The following is a 16,292-nucleotide window of genomic DNA, read 5'->3' on the forward strand; positions in this document are numbered from 1 at the left end:
TGAGGTCCCCCATGAGCGCCATCGAATTCCGCGATCACGATCATGCCGCCTGTATGCGCAGCACCATGCAGGCCGCCGAAGCACAATGCGCCGTGCGCGGGCTACGGCTGACGCCCGTTCGCCGCCGCGCGCTCGAAATTCTGCTGTCAGAGCACCGCGCTTTGGGCGCCTATGACCTCTTGGCCCATCTCTCGGCCGAAGGCTTGGGCGCGCAGCCCCCCGTGGCCTATCGCGCCTTGGATTTTCTGGTGAAAGCCGGGCTGGCCCATAAGATCGAAGCGCTCAACGCCTATGTGGGCTGCGTACATCCGGGCGAAGACCACGCGCCCGCCTTTCTGATCTGCCGCGGTTGCCGGTCGGTGGCAGAGGCCGAAACCTCACCCACCAAAAGCCGCCTTGGCGATGCCGCCCGGGCCGCAGGCTTCCGCATCGAGCGCAGCGTGGTCGAGGCCGAGGGTCTTTGCCCCGCCTGTCAGGAGACCGGCGCATGAGCCTGATTGAGACCCGTGGCCTGACCCTGCGCCACGACGGGCAAACCGCCCTGCGCGATGTGAACTTCAACATCGAACCGGGGGAGATCGTCACCATCGTCGGCCCCAACGGATCGGGAAAATCCAGCCTGCTGCGGGCGCTGATCGGGGCGCTGAAACCGGCGGCGGGCAAAGTGTCCCGGAAGGCGGGGCTGCGCATCGGCTATGTGCCGCAAAAGTTGCAGATCGATGCCACCCTGCCGTTGACCGTGCGCCGTTTCGTCAACCTGCCGCGCCGCCAAAAGCCTGAGGCGATCCGCGATGCCCTTGCCACCGCTGGCGTGCCGGAATTGGCCGAGCGGCAGATGGTCGACCTTTCCGGCGGGCAGTTCCAGCGCGTCTTGCTGGCCCGTGCGCTGCTGGAAAGGCCCGATCTGCTGATCCTCGACGAGGCGACTCAAGGGCTGGATCAACCCGGCTCTGCCGCCTTTTACCGCCAGATCGAAACGGTGCGCCAAGACTTGGGCTGCGCCGTGCTGATGGTCAGCCATGATCTACACGTCGTAATGGCCGCCAGTGACCGGGTGCTCTGCCTCAATGGCCATGTCTGCTGCGAAGGCACGCCCGAAACCGTGGCCGACGCGCCTGAATACCGCGCGCTCTTTGGCAGCGGCACCCAAGGGGCGCTGGCGCTTTACCGCCACGATCACGACCATCACCACCACCATCACACCCACCACCACGGCGACGCCTGTGAAGGCCACCACCAAGAGACCGAGAATGCTTGACGATTTTATTCTGCGGGCCGCCCTCGCAGGGCTTGGCGTGGCGCTGGCCGCCGCCCCCTTGGGCTGTTTCGTGATCTGGCGGCGCATGGCCTATTTCGGCGATGCCACCAGCCACGCGGCCTTGCTGGGCGTGGCCTTGGCGCTGGCGACCGATCTGCCGATCACCGCGGGCGTGCTTTTGGTGGCGCTGGTGATGGCGCTGGTGATCAGCACACTCTCGGGCCGCAATGTCAGCGCCGATGCGCTGCTGGGCGTCATGGCCCATTCCGCGCTGGCGCTTGGGTTGGTGGCCGTGTCCCTGCTGCCGGGGCAGCGGGTTGATCTGTCGTCCTACCTCTTTGGGGAAATCCTCGCTGTCACCCGATTTGACCTTGCCGTCATTTGGGGCGGTGCGCTGGCCGTGGCGCTGCTGTTGGCGTGGCGCTGGTCGGCGCTGCTGGCCGCCACGCTGAACCCCGATCTTGCCCAAGCCTCTGGCGGGAACCCGAAACGCGAGCAGTTGATCCTGACACTGGCATTGGCGATCATGGTGGCCGTGGCCATCAAGGTCGTGGGCGCACTGCTCATCGCCGCCATGCTGATCATCCCCGCCGCCACTGCCCGGCCCTTTGCCAGGACGCCCGAGACCATGGCAATCTGGGCCATGGGACTGGGCGCTTTAGCGGCACTGGGCGGGCTGATGGCATCACTGGAATTCGACACGCCGACAGGGCCCAGCATCGTCAGCATCGCCGCAGGTCTCTTTGCGCTCTCCTCGGCCTTTTCGGCGGCGCTTCCGGCGTTGCGCCGCCGGGGGTGACCCCGGCGGCGGGATCGCTTAGCGGTTGATCACCGCATCGGCTTCGATCTCAAGCTTGGCGTCATCCTCGACCAATCCGGCGACGACCACCATCGCCATGGCCGGGAAATGCTTGCCCATAACCTCACGATAGGCGCGGCCCACGTCCTTTTGCGCGGCAAGGTATTCTTTCTTATCCGTCACATACCACGTCAGACGGGTGATGTCTTCGGGCGTGCCGCCTGCGGCTTCGACCACCTCGCGGATGTTTTGCAACGCCTGTTTCATCTGGCCAATAAAGTCATGGCATTCGAACTTCTGCTCGGCGGTCCAGCCGATCTGACCGCCGACGAACAGGTGACCATCCGCGCTCAGCACGCCGTTTGCATAGCCCTTCGCGGGGGCCCAGCCTTCGGGCTGAATGATTTGATGCGACATGTCGTGTTCCTTTTTGTTAACAGTCACACACCGAGAAATTGATCGGCGATTTGGGAATCGAGCGCGGGCATCGGGCCAGACCAGACCGTGCGGCCCCGTTCGAGAATGACAGCGTGATCGGCCACGCGGCGCAGCTCGGCGAGGGATTTGTCCACCACCAAAAGCGCCAGCCCGCTGTCGCGTTTAAGCTGCGCCACAGCGGCCCAGATTTCTTGGCGCACCACGGGGGCCAAGCCCTCGGTCGCTTCATCCAGCAGCAGCAATTTCGGGTTGGTCATCAACGCACGGCCAATCGCCAGCATCTGCTGTTCTCCGCCCGAAAGCGAGCCTGCCGCCTGATCGCGCCGCTCCCCCAGCCGTGGAAAAAGCGCCGTGACCCGCGCCTCGTCCCATGCACCGGGGCGTGCGGCAGCGATGAGGTTTTCATGCACTGTCAGCGGCGCGAAACAGCGGCGTCCCTCAGGCACCAGCCCCACCCCGGCCTGCGCGGCGCGGAAACTGGGCAGACCCGCGATGTCGCGCCCGTCAAAGCGCAGCCCACCGCCATCGTGTTTCAGCATCCGGCAGATCACCTTAATGGTCGAGGATTTGCCCATCCCGTTGCGCCCCATCAGCGCGCAGACCTCGCCCGCTTTTAACGTCAGATCGACGCCAAAAAGCGCCTGCGTCGGCCCGTAGGAGGCGGTGATGTCGTTCAACTCCAGCAAGCTCATGCCGCGTCCTCCTCGCCCAGATAGGCCACCCGGACCTGCGGATCGGCCTTGATCTCGGCCGCCGTGCCGCTGGCGATGATCTGGCCATAGACCAGCACCGAAATGCGGTCCGCCAGCGCGAAAACCGCGTCCATGTCATGTTCCACCAGCAGGATCGGCGCCTCGCGGCGCAGTCCGTCGAGAAAGCCTGTCATCTCCTTAGAGCCGCTGGCCCCGAGCCCCGCCATCGGTTCGTCCATCAAAAACACCTTGGGCCGCAGGGTCAGCGCCACGGCGACCTCAAGCTGGCGACGTTGCCCATGCGACAGGTCCGCGGTGCGCTTGGCCGCGTGATCCGCAAGCCCCACCAACTCCAAGGCGCGCATCGCCTCTTGCCGCAACTCCTGTTGCCGCATCACTGGCGCGAAGAAGCGCATCACCCGGCCCGATTGGCCAAGCGCGCCCAGCACCGCGTTTTGCAGCACGGTATATTCCATCGCCAGCGACGAAATCTGAAACGTTCGCCCCAGCCCCGCCCGCGCCCGCTGCACGGTGGTCATCGGTGTCACGTCCTGCCCGGCAAAATGGACCGATCCGCTGTCTGATCGCAGCCCGCCCGCGATCTGCTTGATCAGCGTCGACTTGCCCGCCCCGTTGGGGCCGATAAGCGCGTGGATCTCGCCCGTCCGCAGGGTGAGGGAGACATCATCCGTCGCCTTCAACGCGCCAAAGCTTTTGTGCAAGTTGCGCACGTCCAACAGCACATCCGTCTTCCCTTCAGTCATGGGCCACCTCCCGTCCGGCAACGAGGCCAATCATGCCGCCGCGCGCAAAGAGCACCACCAGCAACAGCAACAGCCCCAGATAGATGTGCCAGAACTCCGACAGCCCGCCCAAGACATGCTCAAGCAAGATGAACAGCGCCGCCCCGGCCACCGGGCCAAAGAGCCGCCCCACCCCGCCGAGGATCACGAAGATCATGATCTCGCCGGAGGTCTGCCACGAGAACATCGTCGGGCTGACAAAACGGTTGAGGTCGGCGAAAAGCGCGCCCGCAAGCCCGGTGACCGCGCCCGAGATGACAAAGGCCACCAGCCGGAGCCGGAAGGGCGCGAGGCCCACGGCTTCGACCCGCTCGGCATTCTGCCGCGCCGCCGACAGCGCAAGGCCGAAAGGAGCCCGCGCCAGACGCCCTGCAAACAGCAGCACCAGCGCCAGCACCGCAAAGGCGATGGCAAAGAAAGTCAGCGGATCAAGCGTGTTCAGCCCCGGAAAGCCGTTGCGCACATAGATCGACAGCCCGTCCTCGCCCCCATAGGCGGGCCATGAGATCGAGAAGTAGAACAGCATCTGCCCGAAGGCGAGCGTGACCATGATGAAATAGACACCCGAGGTGCGCAAAGACAGCGCCCCGATCAGCAGCGCAGCAAGACCAGAGACCACGATCGCCACCAGCCAGATCACCGGCATCGACTTGGTGCCTTCGATCAGAAATGGGCTCTCCATGATCGGTGTGTAGCTCTGCGCATGGGCGGCGAGAATGCCCATGGCATAGCCGCCGATCCCAAAGAACGCCGCGTGGCCAAAGCTCACCAGCCCGCCCAGCCCGAGCGCGATATTCAGCCCCACGCCCGCAAGGGCGAGGATCGCCGCCTTGGTCGCCAGCGTGATGATGAAGGGCTCGTCCAGCGCAAAGGCCGCCAGCGCCGTCACGGGCAGCAGCAAAAAAAGAAAGAGGTTTACGAGTTTTTCGCGCATCATGGCTCAGGCCTCCCCAAAGAGGCCGGTGGGTTTGAACAGCAAGACCCCCGCCATCAGAATGTAGATCGACATGGAGGCGAGCGAGGAGCCGACGGACGTGGCCGCCGAGGCCTCCATGAAGTTGGCAAAAAAGAGCGGCAGCAGGACAGAGCCAAGCGTATCCGTCAGCCCCACCAGCAGCGCCCCGATCAGCGCGCCCTTGATCGAGCCGATGCCGCCGATAACGATCACCACAAAGGCAAGGATCAGCACCGGCTCCCCCATGCCCACCTGCACCGACTGGATCGCGCCGACCAGCGCACCGGCAAGCCCCGCCAGCGCCGCGCCGAGGGCGAAGATCAGCGTATAAAGTTTGGCGATATCAACGCCAAGCGCTGCGATCATCTCGCGGTCGGCCTCACCTGCACGGATCTGGATGCCAATGCGCGTGCGGGCGATCAGCAGGAACAGACCTGCAGCAATCACCAGACCGACGCCGATGATCACGAGCCGGTAGAGCGGATACTGGATGCCGCCCGGCAGGGTCACAGGCCCCGCCAGCGCGGAGGGAATGTCGAGAAACAACGGGAAGGAGCCAAAGAGAAACCGCGTACCTTCTGAGAAAATCAGGATCAGCGCAAAGGTCGCCAGCACTTGGTCCAGGTGGTCGCGGTCATAGAGCCTGCGGATCACCGTCATCTCGATCAAGCAGCCCGCCAGCGCCGCCGCGGCCAAGGCCGCCACCAAGGCCAAGAGGAACGACCCCGTCGCCGCCGCAACCGCCGCGGCGGCAAAGGCACCGACCATGTAGAGCGAACCATGGGCGAGGTTAATGAGCCCCATGACCCCGAAGATGAGCGTGAGCCCCGCGGCCATCAAGAACAGCATGACCCCGGATTGGACCCCGTTCAGCACCTGTTCAATCAGCAAGATGAGCGACATTTGGCAAAGCCTCCCGGCGCGCCGGACGCGAGGACCGGCGTGAAAGCGGTGAAACGTCGGCCCCGGCGCGCCAAATCGACGCCCGGGGCCGCGCGGGATTACATTTTGCAGTCAGCCGCGTAGGCATCCGCGTGATCGGTCAATGAGGGGCCGATCAGCTTGTTGGTATAGACATCACCCTCTTTGACCACTTCGCGCACGTAGTAGTCCTGGATCGGGTGATTGTTGTTACCAAACGAGAATTTGCCCCGCACGCTGTCGAAATCAGCCTCTTTCAGCGCCGCGCCAAAGGCTTCGGCATTCGATACATCCGCCTTCTCCATCGCGCTCAGCAACAGGTTTGCGGTGTCATAACCCTGGCTGGCGTAGAGCGACGGCAGACGGTCGTATTCCTCCTGAAAGGCTTCGACGAAGGTCTTGTTGGCTTCGTTATCAAGATCCTTGTTCCACTGGCTGGTGTTCTTGATCCCAAGAGCGGCCTCACCCACGGCCTGCAAGATGCCTTGATCAAAGCTGAAGGCCGGGCCGACGACGGGCAGGTCCACGCCCGAGTTGGCATATTGCTTGAGGAAGGAAATCCCCATCCCGCCGGGCAAGAAGAAGAACACGCTATCCGCGCCCGAGGCACGGATCTGCGCGATCTCGGCGGCATAGTCGGTTTGGCCCAGATCAGTATAGACCTCGCCCGCCGCTGCGCCATCATAGGTCCGTTTGTAGCCCGTCAGCGCGTCCTTGCCCGCAGGATAGTTCGGCGCCAGCATGAAGGTGTTTTCATAGCCCGTGTCATTGGCATAAGCGCCCGCCGCTTCGTGCAGGTTGTCGTTCTGCCATGCCACGTTGAAGTAAAGCGGGTTGCAGCCCTTGCCCGCCAGCGCCGAGGGGCCCGCATTGGGCGAGAGGTAGAATTTGCCCTGCGCCGTCGCCGCGGGCACCACGGCCATGGCGAGGTTAGACCAGATGATGCCGGTCATCACGTCGACCTTCTCGGATTGGATCATCTTGTCGGCCAGTTGCACTGCAATCTCGGGCTTGCGCTGGTCGTCTTCGACCACGACCTCAAGGTTCTCGTTCCCGGCTATCTTTGTGGCCAGCATAAAGCCGTCGCGCACGTCGATGCCAAGGCCCGCGCCGCCGCCCGAGAGGGTGGTGATCATGCCGACCTTCACCTTACCCTCTTCGGCCCATGCGCCGCCTGCCGCCAGTGCCGCGACCGAAGCCGCCATCACAAGTGATTTCATCTTCATTTCAATCTCCCTTGGTTGGTTTGGGCCTCTTTACCGGGCCCGTTCAATTGGGTCGTCTTGCCAGCTTAGCGCCTGCGCCTAACACTGTCAGGTCACCCGCGCGCGGGTCTTGTATTTTTCGTTATCCCAGAGACGGTTCTCCATCACATCGCGGATAATCGCGACCGCTTTAGAGACATCTTCGGCGTCGATATAAAGCGGCGTGAAGCCAAAACGCATGATGTCGGGCGCGCGGAAGTCGCCGATCACGCCGCGGTCGATCACGGCCTGCATCGCGGCATAGCCTTCGTCAAAGCGGAACGACACCTGACTGCCCCGATCGGCGCTGTTGCGCGGGCTGGCCAGCGTCAGCTGCGGCACATCGCGCTCGATCTCTTCGATGAACTGCTCTTGCAGCGCGATAGAGGCCGCGCGCAGCTCTTGCATGTCCACATCCGCCCAAAGCTCCATCGCCACTTCAAGCGCGGTCAACTGGATCACCGGCGGGGTGCCGACGCGCATCCGCTCGATCCCCTGTCCGGGCTGGTAGTTTTGCTCGAAAGCGAATGGCTGGCGGTGCCCCAGCCAACCGGCCAGCGCAGGTTGCACTTCGTCGGCCAGATCGGGGCGCACATAGATGAAGCCCGGCGCACCCGGCCCGCCGTTGAGGTACTTATAGGTGCAGCCAACCGCGAATTCGCAGTTGCTGCCCGCGAGGTCCACCGGCAGTGCCCCCGCCGAATGCGCCAGATCCCAGATCATCACCGCGCCATTGGCATGGGCCAATTCGGTGATCGCTTTCATGTCGTGTTTGCGCCCAGTGCGGTAGTCGACCTCGGTCAGCATCACCGCGGCGATGTCTTCGCCGATGGCCCCCGTCACCTCTTCTGGCGCCACGGTGCGCAGCTCATAGCCCTGCTCCAACAGCCCCACCAGCCCCTCGGCCATATAGAGGTCCGACGGGAAGTTGCCGCTGTCCGACAGGATCACCTTGCGGTTAGGGCGCAGCTTCAGCGCCGAAGCCAACGCTTGAAAAACCTTGATCGACAGGGTGTCGCCCATCACGACCGACCCTTCCGGCGCGCCAACGATCCCGGCCACCATATTGCCGACGCGGGCGGGCTGCTCCATCCAACCGGCTTGGTTCCAGCCGCGGATCAACATCTCACCCCATTCAGCAGTAATCATATCCTGCACTCGCGCGGCGGCGGCCTTGGGCAATGGCCCCAGCGAATTGCCGTCGAGATAGATAACACCCTCAAGCAGGATGAACTGATCTTTTTTCAAAACAGACACTTACAGTGCTCCTCTCACATGCCAAAGCTCGGGGAAAAGCTCCACCTCAAGCATTTTGCGCAGATAGGTTACCCCAGCGGTGCCCCCGGTGCCGCGCTTGAAACCAATGATACGTTCAACGGTGGTAACGTGATTGAACCGCCAGCGGCGGAAGTAGTCCTCAAGATCGACCAGCTTTTCCGCCAATTCGTAAAGTTCCCAATGGGTTGTCGGGTCTTCATAAACCTTTTTCCATAGAGCTTGAACCTCGGCCTTCGGCTGCCAAGCTTGCGGCTCGGGGCTGCCTGCAAGCGACGGCTCCCCCAGCCGCGTGCAAAGCAGATCAATCGCCACCTGATAGAGGCTCGGCTGCTGCATCTCCGCCACCAGTGCCGCATGGGGTTCGGGCGTATGTTCATGCAGTTTGGTCAGCGCCGCGATCCGGTTGCCCAGCAGGTATTCGATCAGACGGTACTGGTAGGACTGAAACCCAGAAGAGGCCCCAAGGTGCGGACGGAACTGGGTATATTCGCTCGGGGTCATAGTTCGCAGCACGTCCCAAGCCGAATTAAGCTGCTCGAAAATCCGTGCCACACGGGTCAACATCTTGAAACTCTGGCGCAATTCCCCTGCCTGAAGCGCCTTTCGGCAGGCGGTCAACTCATGGATCGCAAGCTTCATCCATAGCTCCGAAGTCTGGTGCTGGATGATAAACAGCAGCCCGTCATGCGCCATGTCGAGCGGATTCTCGGTGGTCAGGATTTGGTCCAGCCCGAGGTAATCGCCATAGGACTTGTCCTTGGCGAAATTCATCTTAGCGCCTTTGGAGGCTTCGTCGAAACTGCTCATGTATCCTCTCTCAGCGCGAAACGCTGGATCTTGCCGGTCGCGGTCTTGGGCAGTTCTTTGATGAAACGAATGTCGCGCGGGTATTTATAGGGTGCGATGGTCGCTTTAACATGATCCTGCAATAGCTTGATAGTATTTGCGTCTTCCGGCGTTCCGTCAACCAGAACCACATGCGCCTGCACGATAGAGCCGCGCGCGTCATCCGCAGCGGCCACCACCCCGCATTCGCTGACGCAAGGATGGCTTAACAGCGCCGCCTCAACCTCCGGCCCGGCGATATTGTAGCCAGAACTGATGATCATATCGTCGTTGCGGGCGGCGAAATGCAGATAGCCGTCCTCGTCCATGGTGAAACTGTCGCCGGTGATGTTCCACCCGTCCTTGACGTAATCCGCCTGCCGCATGTCGCCCAGATAGCGGCAGCCGATTGGGCCCCGCACAGCCAGACGGCCTACCTCGCCGCGCGGCACCTCGTTTCCGTCAGCATCGATTACCCGCGCCTCATAGCCCGTGACGGGCTTGCCGGTGCAAGCGGCGCGGTGGTCGTCGAAGCGGTTCGAGATGAAGATATGCAGCATTTCCGTCGCACCGATGCCATCAAGCATGGGTTTACCGGTCTTTTCCTGCCACTCGTGATAAACCGGTGCAGGCAGGGTCTCTCCGGCAGACACGGCGGCACGCAGGCTGCTGAGGTCCGCGCCCTCTTCCATCGCCTGCAACATGGCGCGGTAGGCGGTGGGGGCGGTGAAACAGACGGTGGCTTTGTACTTCTCAATGATCTCGATCATGTTGGGCGGGCTTGCGGTTTCCAAAAGCGTCGCGGCGGCCCCAAAGCGCAGCGGGAAAACCGCGAGGCCACCAAGGCCAAAGGTAAAGGCCAAGGGCGGCGAGCCGACGAAAACATCCCGTGGAGTGACGTTCAGCACTTCGCGCGCATAGCCATCTGCGATGATTAGAAGGTCGCGATGAAAATGCATTGTTGCCTTAGGGTTACCCGTCGTTCCTGAAGTAAATCCAAGGAGCGCCACATCGTCCTGCGCGGTGTCCACCGGCTCGAACTGCACCGGTTTTTCCAGCGCCAGACGGTCCAACTCGGCGTCGTGGTTGCTGGTGCCGTCAAAACCCGCGACCGTTTTGAGGAATTTGGAGGTTTTGGCGCAGGCCGTCATCTCATCCATCAGCCGCGTGTCGCAGAGCGCATGGGTGACTTCGGCCTTGTCGACGATGGCCGAAAGCTCGCCCGCGCGTAGCATCGGCATGGTGTTAACCACCACCGCCCCCGCCTTGGTCGCCGCCAACCAGCAGGCCACCATCGCAGGATTGTTGGCCGAGCGGATCAACACCCGGTTGCCGGGTTTCACACCCAAATCCTCGACCAGCGCGGAAGCCAGACGGTTGGTCCAGTCTGACAGTTCCTTATAGGTCCGCCGCCGCCCGTTGCCGATCAGTGCGGTGTGGTCGCCAAACCCTTTTTCCACCATCTTATCCGTAAGTTCGACGCCGACGTTCAGGCGCTCAGGATAGTCGAAGCGGTCCAACAGCAAGTCCGGCCACTGCTCAAAGGGCGGCAGGTTATCGCGGGCGAAGGTGTCTTCATGTCCGGTCGGGTGCAGCTTCATGACATGGCTCCCAATGTCTGGCGCGCGATGACAACACGTTGCACGTCCGACGCGCCCTCGTAAATGCGCAAGGCCCTGATTTCGCGGTAAAGTCGCTCCACTGCCTCGCCATTGCGCACGCCGTCGCCACCGTGCAATTGAACGGCCTTGTCGATCACCTTTTGCGCCTGATCCGTGGCGAAAAGCTTGGCCATCGCCGCCTCGCGGGTGACACGCGGCGCGCCGCTGTCTTTAGTCCAGGCGGCGCGGTAAACCAACAAAGCGGCAGCATCGACGTCAAGCGCCATGTCCGCGATATGGCCTTGTACCATTTGCAATTCGCTCAGCGGCGCGCCCTGCACCTGACGGCTGGTGACGCGCAAAAGCGCCTCGTCCAGCGCACGGCGGGCAAAGCCGAGGGCGGCGGCGGCGACGGTGGAGCGAAAGACATCCAAAACCGACATGGCGATGGCAAAGCCACGCCCCGCCTCACCCAAAAGCGCCGAGCCGGGCAGTTTCACGCCATCGAAATGCAAAGTGGCCAGCGGATGCGGCGCCATGACCTCAAGCCGTTCCTCAACCTTGAGCCCCGGCGTATCGGCAGGCACGATGAAGGCCGACAACCCCTTGGCGCCTGGTGCCTCTCCGGTGCGGGCGAAGACGGTGTAGACATCCGCGATGCCGCCGTTGGAGATCCACGTCTTGCGCCCGTCGAGCACATAGCCATTGCCATCTGGCGTGGCCGTCATGGTGGAGTTGGCCACGTCTGAGCCGGACTGCGGCTCGGTCAGGGCAAAGGCCGAGATCGCCTGCCCCGAACGGGTCTTGGGAAGCCATTCGGCCTTTTGCTCATCCGTCCCGAATAGCGAGATCGCTCCCGTGCCAAGCCCTTGCATAGCAAAGGCAAAATCTGCCAATCCGTCATGCCGGGCCAGCGTTTCGCGGATCAGGCAAAGGCTGCGCACATCAAGCACCTCGTCCCCCTCCGCGCCGCTGTGGCGCAGCCAGCCGTCCTGGCCCATCATCGTCACCAGATCGCGGCAGGCCCCGTCCGTGTCGCCGTGGTCTACGTTTCGCAATTCTTTGCTGGCCCAGTCATCCAACGCCAGTGCCAGTTTCTTGTGGCGCGGCTCGAAAAACGGCCAGTCGAGAAAACTTTTGTCAGCCATGGTTACGCCTCCCCGCGTGTTTATCTTTTGGCTATTCGTGGCTCAGTCCCCTTCGAAGACTGGGCGTTCTTTGGCGACGAAGGCGTTGTAGGCACGTTCAAAATCGCCCGTTTGCATGCAGATCGCCTGAGCTTGCGCCTCGGCTTCGATGGCTTGTTCGATGGACATCGCCCATTCTTGGGCCAGCATCGTCTTGGTCATCATATGCGCGAAATTCGGGCCGGCTTGGATTTTTCGCGCCAGTTTAAGCGCCTCATTTTCCAGCGTCTCACCTGTCACCAGCCGGTTGTAAAACCCCCAGCGTTCCCCTTCTTCGGCAGACATGGCGCGCCCGGTGTAAAGCAGTTCGGCCGCCCGTGTCTGGCCGATGATCCGCGGCAGGATCGCGCAGGCGCCCATGTCGCAGCCCGCAAGGCCCACGCGGGTGAACAAAAAGGCGGTCTTGGCCTCTGCCGTTGCCAGCCGCAGGTCCGAGGCCATGGCGATGATCGCGCCCGCGCCCACGCAGACGCCATCGACGGCGGCGATCACCGGCTTGCCGCAGTTCACGATGGCCTTGACCAGATCGCCGGTCATGCGCGTGAAACGCAGCAGTTCTTTCATGTTCATCCGGGTCAAAGGCCCAATGATATCATGCACATCGCCGCCAGAGCTAAAGTTGCCACCGTTGGAGCCAAAGATCACCACATCGACGTCATCCGCATAGACCAAATCGCGGAACCAGTCGCGCAGCTCGGCGTAGCTGTCGAAGGTCAGCGGGTTCTTGCGGTCAGGCCGGTCAAGCCGCACGGTGGCGATCCGGTCTTTAATTTCACATTGGAAATGCTTCACATCACTGCGCATTGGTTTTTTCCTTTTCTTCCGTTTGGGCGGCGAAAGCCTGCAGGCGGGCCGCCATGGCGCGGGCTTCCTCGGAGGAGATCCCGCGCAGTTTTTCGTTGATCCAGTCTTCATGCGCCTGCGCTTGGCGGGCAAATTGCGCCGAGCCCGCGGGCGTCAAACGCAGCATCATCGCGCGGCGGTCGCCGGGGACCGGGATGCGTTCGACCAGCCCCTCCTCGCTCAGACGATCAGCGATGCCGGTGACATTGCCGTTGGACACACGCAGCACGCCCGAAAGCTGGCTCATCTTTAGCCCTTCGGGATGGCGCGAGAGGGCCGACATCACATCGAACCGCGGCAGGGTCGTATTGTGCTCGCGCCGCAGCGTATCGCGCAATTCCTGCTCCAATCCGCGCACGACTTTCAGCAGCCGCAGCCAGAGGCGCACCCGATCCTTTGCAACGTCGCTCATACTTCGCCCCCCGATAGCGCCAGCGCGTGGCCGTTGACCGAAGCCGCGGCGTCCGACAGCAGGTAGAGCACAGCACCGGCGACCTCGGAGGTTTCGACAAAGCGGTTCTGCGGGCTTGCGCGTTTCAGCAAGGCGCGGGCCTCCTCGGCGCTTTTGCCGGTGGTGGCGGTAATATTCTCGACCGAGCGTTCCAAGAGCGGCGTGTCGATGAAACCGGGGCAGATCGCGTTCACCGTGATGCCCGTGCGCGCCAGTTCCAACGCCAGCGCGCGGGTCAAGCCCACGACCCCATGTTTCGCTGCGACATAGCCCGCAACGTAAGGATAGCCCTTGAGGCCCGCGGTGGAGGCCACGGCGACCAAACGCCCCTGCCCGGCGTCTTTCATCTCCGACAGCGCGGCCTGCCAGACGTTAAAGACGCCGGTGACGTTCACCGCCATCATATCGCTCATGTCTTGCGCGGTGATCTTGTGGAATGGTGCGGAATGCGCCGCCCCCGCATTGGCGATGACGCCGGTGATCGGGCCATTTTCCGCGCGGGCGGCGGCAAAGGCCGCTTGTACGGCATCCGCATCGGTCACGTCGCAGGTCTGAAACGGCAGGCCCTGCTCGCGCAGCGGTGCTTCGCGGCGGCCCATGATGGTAACCTTGGCGCCGGTTCCGGCCACCACATGGGCGATCTCGGCCCCAACGCCGGTGCCGCCGCCGGTGATGACGATATGGCTCATACTTTCTCCATCTCCGCCGCGCGGTCTGCCAGACGCCATGCCTGATCGCGGCCCGGGCCATAAGGCAGCGGCCAATCGGCGTGGCGGTCGCCGATGGCGGCGGCGGCGTGCAGGGTCCAATAGGGATCGGCCAGATGTGGCCGGGCAAGGCAGACCAGATCGGCGCGGCCCGCCATGAGGATCGAATTGACGTGATCGGCCTCATAGATGTTGCCCACGGCCATGGTCTTGATGCCACCATCGTTGCGGATGCGGTCGCTGAACGGGGTCTGGAACATGCGGCCATAGACGGGCTTGGCCTGCTTCGAGGTCTGGCCTGCCGAGACGTCGATGATGTCGGCCCCCGCGTCGCTGAGCATACGTGCGATTTCAACGGCTTCGTCGGGGGTCACGCCGTCTTCTTCGACCCAATCGTTGGCCGAGATGCGCACTGCCATCGGCTTGCCTTCGGGCCAAGCGTCGCGCATCGCTTTAAAGACCTCAAGCGGGTAGCGCATGCGATTTTCAAGACTGCCGCCATAGGCATCCTCACGCTGGTTCGACAGCGGCGAGATGAAGGACGAGATCAGATAGCCGTGTGCCGCATGCAGTTCGACCATGTCGAAGTTGGCCCGCTCGGCCATGCGGGTGGCTTCGACGAATTCGTCGCGGATCGCGTCCATGTCTTCGCGTGTCGCCGCTTTGGGCAGGGCATTGTTTTCCGACCACGGGATCGCGGAAGCCGAGATGATGTCCCAGTTGCCCGCTTTGAGCGGCGCGTCCATCTCTTCCCAACCCAGTTGGGTCGAGCCTTTGCGGCCCGAGTGGCCAATCTGGCAGCAAATCTTGGCCTCGGTCTCGGCATGAACGAAATCGGTCAGGCGCTTCCACGCGGCTTCGTGCTCGGGCGCATAAAGGCCCGGACAGCCCGGCGTGATGCGGCCCTCGGGCGAGACGCAGGTCATCTCGGTATAGACCAGCCCCGCGCCGCCCTTGGCGCGTTCGGCGTAATGCACGAAATGCCAGTCGGTCGGGCAGCCATCGACGGCCTTGTACTGCGCCATGGGCGAGACGACGATGCGGTTTTCGAGCTTCATGTCACGCAGTTGGAACGGCGCGAACATCGGCGCGCGGACGGGGCCATTGCTGTCGGCACCGGCCTGTTCGAGGAACCATTTCTCGGCCCCCTCCAGCCACTTGGGGTCACGCTCGCGCAGGTTTTCGTGGCTGATCCGCTGGCTGCGAGTCAGCATGGAATAGTTCAACTGCACCGGGTCGAGGTTAAGGTAGCGCTCAACATCCTCGAACCATTCGACCGAGTTGCGCGCCGCAGATTGCAGACGCAGCACTTCGAGGCGGCGGGCTTCTTCGTATTTCTCGAACGCCGTGGTCAGGTCTTTGTCGTCGGTAACATGTTTCGCCAGCGAGATCGCAGATTCCAGCGCCAGTTTCGTCCCCGACCCGATCGAGAAATGCGCCGTGGCCGAGGCATCTCCCAGTAGCACGACATTCTCGTGGCTCCATTTCTCGCAAAGGACGCGGGGGAACTTGATCCAAGCCGAGCCGCGGATGTGGCTGGCGTTGGTCATCAGTTTGTGGCCGTCCAAGTGATCCTTAAAGATTTCTTCGCAGATCGCGATGGTCTCTTCTTGGGTCTTTTCGCCGAAACCGTAGGCGTCAAAGGTTTCTTGGCTGCATTCGACGATGAAAGTCGCCGTGTCTTTGTCGAACTGATAGGCGTGGACCCAGATCCAGCCTTTGTCGGTCTTTTCAAAGATAAAGGTAAAAGCGTTGTCGAATTTCTGATGCGTGCCGAGCCAGACGAAGGGGCAGCGGCGCACGTCGATGTCGGGCTTAAAGGTTTCTTCGAATTCCATCCGGGTTCTGGAGTTCAGACCGTCGGAAGCGACCACCAGATCATAGACGTCCATGTATTCAGAGGCATCCTTGACCTCGGTCTCGAACTGCAGGTTCACACCCAGTTCGCGCGCCCGCTCCTGCAGGATCAGCAGCAGCCGCTTGCGCCCAATACCGCAGAAACCATGGCCGGTGCTGTGGATCACGTTGCCCTTGTGGTGCAGGGCGATATCGTCCCAATAGGCGAAATGGCTGCGGATTTCACGTGCCGAGACGGGGTCGTTAACCTCAAGATTATCCAGCGTTTCATCCGACAGCACAACGCCCCAGCCGAAGGTGTCATCGGCGCGATTGCGTTCCAGCACCGTCACATCGGCCTCGGGCTGGCGCAGTTTCAGCGAAATCGCAAAGTACAGCCCCGCAGGACCGCCGCCAAGACAGATTGCACGCATCGAAATTCCCCTCTGGTTCG

General features: G+C 62.5%; 17 protein-coding genes. 3 read left to right on the plus strand and 14 right to left on the minus strand.

Annotation, left to right across the window (positions count from 1 at the left end; translation table 11 throughout):
• The first annotated feature begins 11 nt into the window (after positions 1–11).
• From J3456_RS13940 to J3456_RS13950, 3 genes are read left to right on the plus strand one after another with little or no spacing between them, the layout of a single operon-like run.
• Positions 12–491 carry a Fur family transcriptional regulator gene (locus J3456_RS13940; RefSeq protein WP_349580741.1) on the plus strand — a complete coding sequence of 160 codons (480 nt, stop codon included), beginning with the start codon at positions 12–14 and terminating at the stop codon, positions 489–491.
• Entirely contained in the window at positions 488–1,258 is a 771-nt protein-coding gene (locus J3456_RS13945; protein ID WP_349580742.1) for a metal ABC transporter ATP-binding protein, read from the plus strand. The genes J3456_RS13940 and J3456_RS13945 overlap by 4 nt, the downstream gene beginning before the upstream one ends.
• Positions 1,251–2,057: a metal ABC transporter permease gene (locus J3456_RS13950; RefSeq protein ID WP_205570912.1), complete on the plus strand. Its 807-nt coding sequence runs from the start codon at positions 1,251–1,253 to the stop codon at positions 2,055–2,057. Before J3456_RS13945 ends, J3456_RS13950 begins: the two co-directional genes overlap by 8 nt.
• 18 nt (positions 2,058–2,075) lie before the next feature.
• Here the strand turns inward: J3456_RS13950 and J3456_RS13955 are convergent, their stop codons facing one another.
• The 14 genes from J3456_RS13955 to J3456_RS14020 form a co-directional block, all read right to left on the minus strand.
• Complete coding sequence (locus J3456_RS13955; RefSeq protein WP_067941149.1) at positions 2,076–2,474, minus strand: RidA family protein; 399 nt, start codon at positions 2,472–2,474, stop codon at positions 2,076–2,078.
• Between the two features lie 23 nt (positions 2,475–2,497).
• On the minus strand, positions 2,498–3,187 hold the full coding sequence (locus J3456_RS13960; RefSeq protein WP_349580743.1) for an ABC transporter ATP-binding protein: 690 nt from the start codon (positions 3,185–3,187) through the stop codon (positions 2,498–2,500).
• Positions 3,184–3,951, minus strand: a complete 768-nt coding sequence (locus J3456_RS13965; RefSeq protein ID WP_349580744.1) for an ABC transporter ATP-binding protein — start codon at positions 3,949–3,951, stop codon at positions 3,184–3,186. The genes J3456_RS13960 and J3456_RS13965 overlap by 4 nt, the downstream gene beginning before the upstream one ends.
• The gene (locus J3456_RS13970) at positions 3,944–4,927 is read right to left on the minus strand and encodes a branched-chain amino acid ABC transporter permease (RefSeq protein ID WP_067626267.1); all 984 of its coding nucleotides are present in this window, start codon (positions 4,925–4,927) and stop codon (positions 3,944–3,946) included. Before J3456_RS13970 ends, J3456_RS13965 begins: the two co-directional genes overlap by 8 nt.
• Before the next feature lie 3 nt (positions 4,928–4,930).
• Positions 4,931–5,848 carry a branched-chain amino acid ABC transporter permease gene (locus J3456_RS13975; protein ID WP_067626265.1) on the minus strand — a complete coding sequence of 306 codons (918 nt, stop codon included), beginning with the start codon at positions 5,846–5,848 and terminating at the stop codon, positions 4,931–4,933.
• A gap of 98 nt (positions 5,849–5,946) precedes the next feature.
• A complete protein-coding gene (locus J3456_RS13980; RefSeq protein WP_349580745.1) occupies positions 5,947–7,092 on the minus strand; it encodes an ABC transporter substrate-binding protein in 1,146 nt (381 codons plus the stop codon).
• An 87-nt stretch (positions 7,093–7,179) separates the two neighbouring features.
• Positions 7,180–8,367: a kynureninase gene (gene kynU / locus J3456_RS13985; RefSeq protein ID WP_349580746.1), complete on the minus strand. Its 1,188-nt coding sequence runs from the start codon at positions 8,365–8,367 to the stop codon at positions 7,180–7,182.
• Positions 8,368–9,195, minus strand: coding sequence for a tryptophan 2,3-dioxygenase (locus J3456_RS13990; RefSeq protein WP_339636659.1), 828 nt, complete (start codon positions 9,193–9,195; stop codon positions 8,368–8,370).
• Entirely contained in the window at positions 9,192–10,814 is a 1,623-nt protein-coding gene (locus J3456_RS13995; RefSeq protein WP_349580747.1) for an AMP-binding protein, read from the minus strand. Before J3456_RS13995 ends, J3456_RS13990 begins: the two co-directional genes overlap by 4 nt.
• A complete protein-coding gene (locus J3456_RS14000; protein WP_349580748.1) occupies positions 10,811–11,962 on the minus strand; it encodes an acyl-CoA dehydrogenase family protein in 1,152 nt (383 codons plus the stop codon). The genes J3456_RS13995 and J3456_RS14000 overlap by 4 nt, the downstream gene beginning before the upstream one ends.
• 42 nt (positions 11,963–12,004) lie before the next feature.
• Positions 12,005–12,805 carry an enoyl-CoA hydratase family protein gene (locus J3456_RS14005; RefSeq protein WP_349580749.1) on the minus strand — a complete coding sequence of 267 codons (801 nt, stop codon included), beginning with the start codon at positions 12,803–12,805 and terminating at the stop codon, positions 12,005–12,007.
• Positions 12,795–13,256 (minus strand): MarR family winged helix-turn-helix transcriptional regulator, encoded by a 462-nt coding sequence (locus tag J3456_RS14010; protein WP_349580750.1) that lies wholly within the window; start codon positions 13,254–13,256, stop codon positions 12,795–12,797. Before J3456_RS14010 ends, J3456_RS14005 begins: the two co-directional genes overlap by 11 nt.
• A complete protein-coding gene (locus tag J3456_RS14015; RefSeq protein WP_349580751.1) occupies positions 13,253–13,984 on the minus strand; it encodes an SDR family NAD(P)-dependent oxidoreductase in 732 nt (243 codons plus the stop codon). The genes J3456_RS14010 and J3456_RS14015 overlap by 4 nt, the downstream gene beginning before the upstream one ends.
• Positions 13,981–16,272, minus strand: a complete 2,292-nt coding sequence (locus tag J3456_RS14020; RefSeq protein WP_349580752.1) for a bifunctional salicylyl-CoA 5-hydroxylase/oxidoreductase — start codon at positions 16,270–16,272, stop codon at positions 13,981–13,983. The genes J3456_RS14015 and J3456_RS14020 overlap by 4 nt, the downstream gene beginning before the upstream one ends.
• Between the last annotated feature and the right edge of the window lie 20 nt (positions 16,273–16,292).

This window comes from Sulfitobacter sp. NFXS29, assembly GCF_040148765.1.
Taxonomy (GTDB): domain Bacteria; phylum Pseudomonadota; class Alphaproteobacteria; order Rhodobacterales; family Rhodobacteraceae; genus Sulfitobacter.

What these genes read in the sequence shown, in the direction of transcription:
- J3456_RS14015 (WP_349580751.1), bottom strand. Translation starts at nt 13,984, where the DNA reads ATGAGCCATATCGTCATCACCGGCGGCGGCACCGGCGTTGGGGCCGAG.
- J3456_RS13940 (WP_349580741.1), top strand. Translation starts at nt 12, where the DNA reads ATGAGCGCCATCGAATTCCGCGATCACGATCATGCCGCCTGTATGCGC.
- J3456_RS13950 (WP_205570912.1), top strand. Translation starts at nt 1,251, where the DNA reads ATGCTTGACGATTTTATTCTGCGGGCCGCCCTCGCAGGGCTTGGCGTG.
- J3456_RS14005 (WP_349580749.1), bottom strand. Translation starts at nt 12,805, where the DNA reads ATGCGCAGTGATGTGAAGCATTTCCAATGTGAAATTAAAGACCGGATC.
- J3456_RS14000 (WP_349580748.1), bottom strand. Translation starts at nt 11,962, where the DNA reads ATGGCTGACAAAAGTTTTCTCGACTGGCCGTTTTTCGAGCCGCGCCAC.
- J3456_RS14020 (WP_349580752.1), bottom strand. Translation starts at nt 16,272, where the DNA reads ATGCGTGCAATCTGTCTTGGCGGCGGTCCTGCGGGGCTGTACTTTGCG.
- J3456_RS13945 (WP_349580742.1), top strand. Translation starts at nt 488, where the DNA reads ATGAGCCTGATTGAGACCCGTGGCCTGACCCTGCGCCACGACGGGCAA.
- J3456_RS13970 (WP_067626267.1), bottom strand. Translation starts at nt 4,927, where the DNA reads ATGATGCGCGAAAAACTCGTAAACCTCTTTCTTTTTTTGCTGCTGCCC.
- J3456_RS14010 (WP_349580750.1), bottom strand. Translation starts at nt 13,256, where the DNA reads ATGAGCGACGTTGCAAAGGATCGGGTGCGCCTCTGGCTGCGGCTGCTG.
- J3456_RS13975 (WP_067626265.1), bottom strand. Translation starts at nt 5,848, where the DNA reads ATGTCGCTCATCTTGCTGATTGAACAGGTGCTGAACGGGGTCCAATCC.
- J3456_RS13990 (WP_339636659.1), bottom strand. Translation starts at nt 9,195, where the DNA reads ATGAGCAGTTTCGACGAAGCCTCCAAAGGCGCTAAGATGAATTTCGCC.
- J3456_RS13955 (WP_067941149.1), bottom strand. Translation starts at nt 2,474, where the DNA reads ATGTCGCATCAAATCATTCAGCCCGAAGGCTGGGCCCCCGCGAAGGGC.
- J3456_RS13965 (WP_349580744.1), bottom strand. Translation starts at nt 3,951, where the DNA reads ATGACTGAAGGGAAGACGGATGTGCTGTTGGACGTGCGCAACTTGCAC.
- J3456_RS13995 (WP_349580747.1), bottom strand. Translation starts at nt 10,814, where the DNA reads ATGAAGCTGCACCCGACCGGACATGAAGACACCTTCGCCCGCGATAAC.
- J3456_RS13980 (WP_349580745.1), bottom strand. Translation starts at nt 7,092, where the DNA reads ATGAAGATGAAATCACTTGTGATGGCGGCTTCGGTCGCGGCACTGGCG.
- J3456_RS13960 (WP_349580743.1), bottom strand. Translation starts at nt 3,187, where the DNA reads ATGAGCTTGCTGGAGTTGAACGACATCACCGCCTCCTACGGGCCGACG.